Genomic DNA, 7,402 nt, shown 5'->3' on the forward strand with positions numbered 1-7,402 from the left:
AGTGAATATATATATAAACGGCGAGATTATAGAATCGAGAGATCTAATATTTAGCCCGCTATCAAGTGGAACGGCTCACGGCTGGGGGGTATTCGAGACGATTAAGCTTGTTGAGGGAAAGCCGGTATTTCTAAGAGAGCACTTCAGCAGGCTTCAAAAATCCTGCATAGTGGCAGGAATTGCTATGAAAGAGAATTTCGACAGCATAAGACAAAGCTGTGAAAGCGTAATCATAGAAAACAGGCTTTCCCGAGGCTTCCTCAAGATAATGTGTCTAAAAAGAAATGAGGATAGTTCGGATGTTGTAATCAGCGTTGGCGAGAAGATATATGGAGAGGATGTATACAATCGAGGTCTTAAGCTCTGTTATGCAGGTGTGCTCAAAAATGAAAACTCCGACTTGACATATATAAAGAGTACAAACTATATGGAAAACATGCTGCAGATAGCACGAGCGCGAGAAAAAGGGTATGAAGAGCCGATTTTTATAAACTCCAGGGGCGAATTGAGCGAGGGAGCCGTATCTAACATATTTTTCGTAAAAGGGGCCAAAATATTCACGCCCTCTGTGGAATGCGGGCTTCTTGCCGGAATTGCCCGGGAGAAGGCAATTACATTATGCCGTCAATTAGATATGGAAGTAGTCCAAGGAGGATTCGCCAAGGATTTCTACAAGACCTCTGATGAGATTTTCATTACAAATTCCCTTATGGGGGTTATGCCAGTATGCTTGTTTGAGGAGAAAATCTTCAATGTAGGCAGCTTTGATATCACTTGGAAGCTCAACGGATTATTCAATGGCATGGAGAACACTGATATTGAGATTTATAAACGATAGACGAGGGCAGGTTCTTCGAGTATTCGACGGACCTGTCTTTAATTTTTCGACTTATACTTTCAAAGAAGGTTGGATAATGCGATTTCAAAATGCCATGCCAAAAATATTCCATAAAAATACTCTGATATGGTATAATCATATCTAGTGAAATTGTACGAGGAGGCATTGGTTTTGGGAGAAAGAAAGCAAGTTGAAATATCTGCTCATGAGATTGAAAAGCAGGAATACTATACAAGAGAAGTAAGAAGGATAAACGATGAGCAACGCGAAAAAACGAGGCGCGTCAGAAAATATATAGTTCTCACTTATGGCTGTCCAGTGAATGCAGTGAGATGCATTCTGTAATTGAGAATGAAAAAGGACTAGCGCAAGCTAATCCCTATATACAAACCTATGATTCATGCCGTTTGTAAACTCAATTGAAGCTATTTGTTTGTTCTCCCTGACAGTAATTCGACTTATGACACTGAGCATTAGATCTTTGAGCAGCTGCTTGTCCATAGTCATGACAAGCTTATTATAATCGATATGTTTTGATTCCAATAGATTTTGAGCCAAGAGGTATTGGGTGGCCTTCTTGATAAAGCTCAAATCATGACCGGGCAGGTTCTTCGAGTATTCGACGGACCTGTCTTTTATTTTTTTGTTTATATTGTCAATCTTAGTTTTAAGATCCTGTTTTCTTACAAGATAGTCCTTTTCCGACATAGCATCGTCTGAAAATAAAAAGAGATCCTCAAGTCTTTGCATTGCCCTTTCACATTTTTTCTTTTCTTCCTTTAGCGTATCCAGGGTAAAGTCCTTTTCGATATTTTTACCTTCATCTTCAATTTTGTCGAATAATATGTCTTGGGTTGAGCCCGTGAATACCCTGTGTATGTTTTGCAGATCTTCAGGATGTATCCCGGCTATTTCCTTGAACAGCTTTCCTTGGAGCAGTAGCTTTTCTGTATGCTCGGTTTTGCCTGTAAGCTTGGCATCATCATGAGCCCTTACCAAATTGGCAAGATAGTTGAGCATGAACGGTCCCAATTTGACTTCACCGATTGCGCATCCACACGCCCTGTGAGCTTTATTGCTGTGCACATAGTTGAAGCATCTATATACCGACGGCCTGTATCCGCCATCCCTAGGTCTGTCTATACTCGCTATATGTTTTTTACCACAGTTTTCACAATGGATTAGATGGCTAAAAACATGTATATGGCTTGTGCGTGTCACATTGCGACCACGCTTTTGTGCATCAAGTATGCTGCAGACCTTCTCATACTGTTCTTTAGATATGATAGATTCGTGGTTATCTTCCACTACAATCCATTCATCCTCAGGTTTTTTATTGCCTCTTCCAGCCTCCCTGTAGTTATATCTATAGGTGCCGACATAGAAAGGGTTGCGAAGTATGTCTGCAATAGTCTTAGTTGTCCAGGTGCGGCCTTTTTTTGTACTGATACCATTAGCTTCAAGCCTGTGCTTGACAGACATTGTGGAGCGAAGCTCTTCGTAAGAATCATATATGAATTGGACTGTCCTGGCTTCGTCAGGGCACACAACCGGAAATTTCGTTTCGCCTTCTTCAACCCATGTATATCCAAGAGGCATCGGTGCGCCGTTCCAGAGGCCTTTCTCAGCTCTTGAAAGCATGATTGAATACACACGCTCGCCTGTGAGCTTACGCTCCAACTCGGCGAAAATCAGGATGATTTTGAGCATCGCTTCACCCATCGCGCTGGATGTATCGAATTGTTCGTTCTTGGAAATGAAAATCACGTTATGTTTTTTAAGCTCGTCATACATTTTTGTGAAGTCTAGAAGGTTCCTTGATATCCGGTCTATCTTCCAGACCAACATGTGAGTGAATTCACCGGCACGAATCCTGGACATCATCTCCTGGAATTTGGGACGGTCTGTATTCTTACCAGAATATCCGGCATCCTCGAATATTTCATAGTCGTCTATGCCAAGCAGATATTTTGCGTAGTTGACAAGCTCCTGTCTCTGAAATGGCAGGGAGTCTTTGTCTATCTGATGCATAGTAGAAACGCGAACGTATAGTGCTGCTTTCATGATTCCACCTCCTGAATACTATTATAGTTATTTTGCTAAAAATAAAAAGAACGTACGTTCAGAAATTTGGGTAAAGAAAAAGAGCCGAAGCTCTTAATTATATATTTTTATAGATTTGGTTTTCAGGAAATTTACTCTTACTTATTTTTTTGTTCCGCATTAACCAGCTCTGAATATCTCTGCATTAAATCAGCAACACGCTCAGCTTCGATTTTAAAGCCACCTCCGCCGTATGCTACCACGACAGCCCTATCGAGGTTATTGTGAGCTTTTACAAGTTCAAGAGGCATAGCAAGTGGATCATACAAGTCAGCTAGAGAATCATTGGGATATAATGTTCTGACATCCAAAACAGTCTGAGCTGCATCTTCAATTGCCTTTTTCTGCGTTTCAGTTGGATCAGGCCAAGGGAAGTTGTTGTAAACAATATCTTTTGAATATTGGTAATCACTCTTTAATCTGCCGCATGTAACTTTTGTCCATATCATATGAATTTTTGAAGTTAAGACGCCGAAATGATAAAGAGTTGCATTGGGAATTAGTCTCAACTTGTCACTGCAAATAACATCAGGAGATAAAAAACCTATAGGGATATATTTTCTTCTAAATGATGATACCTGAGGAATAACAATATATGATGATTCCATTATTGTTTTAACATGGAACTGCAAAGGTGTCTCAGCCAACTTTTGCGTGGGTTTGCTACTGCTGCTTTCCCTAAATTTTCTAACTGCTTCAACCCGTTGCATGACAAGCGGCATTTTTCTTAGTTCGCTGGGTGTAATATTCTCCAAATATAAGCACCAGCGATTGTAGCCATTGATAAACTCATCAGAACCTAAGAATTTCATGAAATAACACTCTGACAGTGGTTCAAGTTTAACAAATTCATTTTTCTCATCTTCAGTAAAAAGATAGTTGCCTCCGTCAACAGGTTTATTTCCCGATCTCATTTCAGGTACATTGCATAATGGTTTTGATCTACTTTGGATAAATATATCTGGAGCATCAATTAAATATCCATTGATCCTTTCAGCTCGAATTGGGATACCATCAGAATCAAATAACAATTTATTGGTTCGGCTGCGATTGCTAAATCCAATAATCACACAGTGAACTTTCGCTTTTCCTTTTGCATCATTGTTCCAAAAGAATGTTCTATAAGCATAATTTATAACAACATTATACTTCTCAATCAAATATTTCCATAGAATAAAAACTTGTTCACCTTGTGTAATTGAATTAGTTGAAACAAACCCGGTTTCCACTGTGGTGCTATCCATCATTTGCGCAGCTTTTACATACCAAGCAGATACATAGTCCAGATTTCCAGCACAATTATGATTCTCAAAAACATCTAATAAGTCCGATTTTTGTTCTTTTGTCATCCACCTCGCACCCACAAAAGGTGGGTTGCCTATAATATAACTCAATTCATATTTCGGCACTATATCTTCCCAGTCAACCTTTAGCGCATTACTATGAACTATGGTTGCTGACTGCTTCAATGGAAGTCTAGCATAGTACAAACCAAAATGTTCTGCAACGAGAGTATTCATCTGGTGGTCCATAAGCCACATGCCAACTTGAGCTATTTGTGCAGGGAATTCTTCATATTCTATGCCGTAAAACTGCTCAACATTCACTTTGATAGACGATGTAATTCCGTGTATTAGCATCAGTTGTGCCTGGTTATCTGTCAGCATTTTAATCACTTCAAGCTCCAAGCGTCTAAGTTCTCTATATGTGATTATTAGGAAGTTGCCGCAGCCACAGGCTGGATCTAGAAATCTGAGCTTTCCTAGCTTATCATGGAATAGCTGGAGCTGTTTGCTGTCGCCCTTAATATGTTCAAACTCCTTCCAGAGTTCATCCAAGAACAACGGCCTTATCACTTTGAGTATGTTTTCTTCGCTTGTGTAGTGCGCTCCAAGCTCACGTCGTTCTTTTGGATTCATGACTCCCTGGAACATCGCTCCGAATATAGCAGGGGATATATAGCCCCAGTCAAGAGCGCAGCATTCGAGGAGCATCTTGCGCATCTTATGATCGAAGTCAGCAAATGGCAACGGCTCCTCGAATAGCTTTCCGTTTATGTATCTAAACCTTTTGAGCTCGTCTGACAGCATTGTGTGCTTGGTGCGCTGCTCGTCAGGCATATCCAGCACCTCGAAAAGGCGCGCTATTCTAAAGGCCAAATCTGAGCCGTCTTCCTTAGAGTTTTCTATGTAGTCAAAGAATATATTCTTTTCGAATATGCCCGTATCATCTGCGAACAGGCAGAACAGGAGTCTCACGAGGTAGACTTCCAGCGGATGTCCTTCGTATCCGTGAGACTTGAGTATGTCGTGAAGCTTCGCCATTTTTTCGGCAGCCTTAATATCTACTTCTTGGTCTTTCGGCATGTCGGTTGAAGTCTTGTAGCCGGCCAAGCTCGAGAATAGCTTTACCTTCTTGTGGAGCTCGGATGTTTTGAAGTTCCATACCTGCCCTGTAGTGTTTCGATACAGCCTTATGTTCTGGAAGTCGCAAACCATTATATACTCAGGAAGGTCCTCGTCGTGGAGATTGAAAGCATAGTCTCTTGCCTGATCGTAGGCCTTGTCGAGACTTTTACCCATGGATTTCATTTCAACAAGTATTACGCCCTTCCATAATAAATCGATATATCCGTTGCGGGTTTTCCCTATTGGGACCTTAGTCTCGAAAGTGGCAACCCTTTTGCGGTCAACTCCAAACACATTAAAAAAATCGTTAAGAAAGCTTTGGGCTTCAGCTGATTCATCAATTGTATTTTTCCACTTCTTCGAAAAAGCCATAGCCCTGCCTGTTATTTCGTCCCAACCTAAAGCCATGTTAATTGTCCTCCGTTCATTTGATGAGTTACTTATAAGTAATACATACCGAAATGAATTCAGGCTAATCATAGTGAATTTTATCATAAAATGTTATAAATCGCTAACTCTGTCTATGAGTTGACCAGCAATGTTGCCTCAAACTGCTCGCTTATCTTGCCGCAAGCTGGTTTGATTTTGGCCATGACAATGCTGTCATGGCCGCATTTTAAGGAAGTTCTCCCTCGATTACAGTTCTGATCATGTGGTCGTCCACAAGCTTTTTAGCTCGCTGCGAGGCATACATAAGCGCATGGGTACATACTTTGTTGATGGCTCTGGCTGAGCCGGCCGAATATTTGTAGACCTCGTCAATAGCCTTGTCGGTGAAAACTTCGTGTGCACCCTTTGCGTATGCAAGGTGCGCAGCTATGTATTCTTGTGTCTGTGCTCGGTCATACTGCGGTATTTCGCACTTTATGTCGATTCTTTGGCGGATAGCCGCGTATCTTTGAAGCTTGAGCTTGTCCCATAACTCATTTTGACCAACAAGGATAAGAGCCATCGGGTTTAAGGAGTCCATCTTGTAGTTTAGCAGAAATCGGATTTCTTCAAGTGTTTCCCGGTCGAGAAGATGCGCTTCGTCGACTATTGTAACAACTGTCTTGCTGTGAACACCGCGGATAACCTCCAGGTGTTGATGAAGCTGTCTCTTTGAGTCGCCACGGTAGAACTTGGATTCTACTCCGAGCTGATCAAGAAGACCCTTATAGAACCATCTGGGAGTCAACTTTGAATCTGAAAGATACAGTACTTGGTAGAGGTCTGAGGGAAGTGATGCAGTAAATTTTCTAATGGCAGTTGTTTTGCCGCAGCCTACATCTGCCGTAACCAGTGCAAACAGACGCTTTTCTGCGACGAACTCAAGTCTTCCGAGCGTTTCATCAAGCATTGGCGACATGTAGAGACTGCCTGTTGGTACGCTGTTTACAAATGGCGTATTTTGCATCTCAAAGAAGGCTTCATACATTTTCTTTCACCTCCCGATTCTTTCTAAAGACTACTGCAATGTCTTTCTTAGTCCGGTTGGTAATGTTGGCTTTGTTTAGTCCTTCCAAAAGCCTTGAGCCATCGGCTTTTACGGGAGCAAGCTGTTGAGGCAGGGAAGCCCTGGCGCCGCAGTTTTCTCCTATTTCAAGCTCTTTTGCTTTGAAGGGCTCAAAGTCCTTATGGTGAATTTCAACTTCGTGCGACCATGACGGATCATAGCGAACCTCCACTTTTCTGCCAATGAGCTGCAGTCCGGCTTCATACTTTTTGCCAGCGAAGCTGACGCAGCCGGTCTTGTCAACAAGCCTTTCATCGGTATGCATGAAAGCCTCGGTGCAAGCGGCCATGTCTATGAACTTAAGGGGCCGAGAGTCGGTTTTGAAAGCCGTCTCCGGTGAAATTCCTCCGAGTCCGTAATGCTCTGTTTTGTGGTAATGATTTGAAATCCATAGCTGAAGATAGTGGTTGAGTTCATCAAGTGAGGTCATATTCATCAAGGCTACTTCCGAAAGAAACGAATCCACTCTGCGGTTGAAGGCCTCGATTTTGCCTTTCCCCTCCGGGTGGTAGGGCTTTGCGAATAAGAGCTTGATTCCAAGCCTTGTGCATGCTCTTT

Annotated in this window: 6 protein-coding genes; 2 read left to right on the forward strand and 4 right to left on the reverse strand. The window is 42.0% G+C overall.

Features of this window, described 5'->3' with window-relative positions; translation table 11 throughout:
* Nucleotide 1: 1 nt before the first annotated feature.
* The gene (locus GT589_RS03405; RefSeq protein WP_293396006.1) at nucleotides 2–838 is read left to right on the forward strand and encodes an aminotransferase class IV; all 837 of its coding nucleotides are present in this window, start codon (nucleotides 2–4) and stop codon (nucleotides 836–838) included.
* A gap of 171 nt (nucleotides 839–1,009) precedes the next feature.
* On the forward strand, nucleotides 1,010–1,183 hold the full coding sequence (locus GT589_RS03410) for a hypothetical protein (protein ID WP_293396009.1): 174 nt from the start codon (nucleotides 1,010–1,012) through the stop codon (nucleotides 1,181–1,183).
* Between the two features lie 27 nt (nucleotides 1,184–1,210).
* Here the strand turns inward: GT589_RS03410 and GT589_RS03415 are convergent, their stop codons facing one another.
* The 4 genes from GT589_RS03415 to GT589_RS03430 form a co-directional block, all read right to left on the reverse strand.
* Nucleotides 1,211–2,902 (reverse strand): recombinase family protein, encoded by a 1,692-nt coding sequence (locus tag GT589_RS03415; RefSeq protein ID WP_293396011.1) that lies wholly within the window; start codon nucleotides 2,900–2,902, stop codon nucleotides 1,211–1,213.
* A 137-nt stretch (nucleotides 2,903–3,039) separates the two neighbouring features.
* Nucleotides 3,040–5,757 carry a class I SAM-dependent DNA methyltransferase gene (locus GT589_RS03420; protein ID WP_293396014.1) on the reverse strand — a complete coding sequence of 906 codons (2,718 nt, stop codon included), beginning with the start codon at nucleotides 5,755–5,757 and terminating at the stop codon, nucleotides 3,040–3,042.
* A gap of 208 nt (nucleotides 5,758–5,965) precedes the next feature.
* On the reverse strand, nucleotides 5,966–6,766 hold the full coding sequence (locus tag GT589_RS03425) for an ExeA family protein (RefSeq protein WP_293396017.1): 801 nt from the start codon (nucleotides 6,764–6,766) through the stop codon (nucleotides 5,966–5,968).
* On the reverse strand, nucleotides 6,759–7,402 hold a 644-nt coding region (locus GT589_RS03430; protein WP_293396020.1), incomplete at its 5' end, for a Mu transposase C-terminal domain-containing protein. The genes GT589_RS03425 and GT589_RS03430, both read right to left, overlap by 8 nt.

It is taken from the genome of Peptoclostridium sp. (genome assembly GCF_009881055.1).
Taxonomy (GTDB): Bacteria; Bacillota; Clostridia; order Peptostreptococcales; family Peptostreptococcaceae; genus Peptoclostridium_A.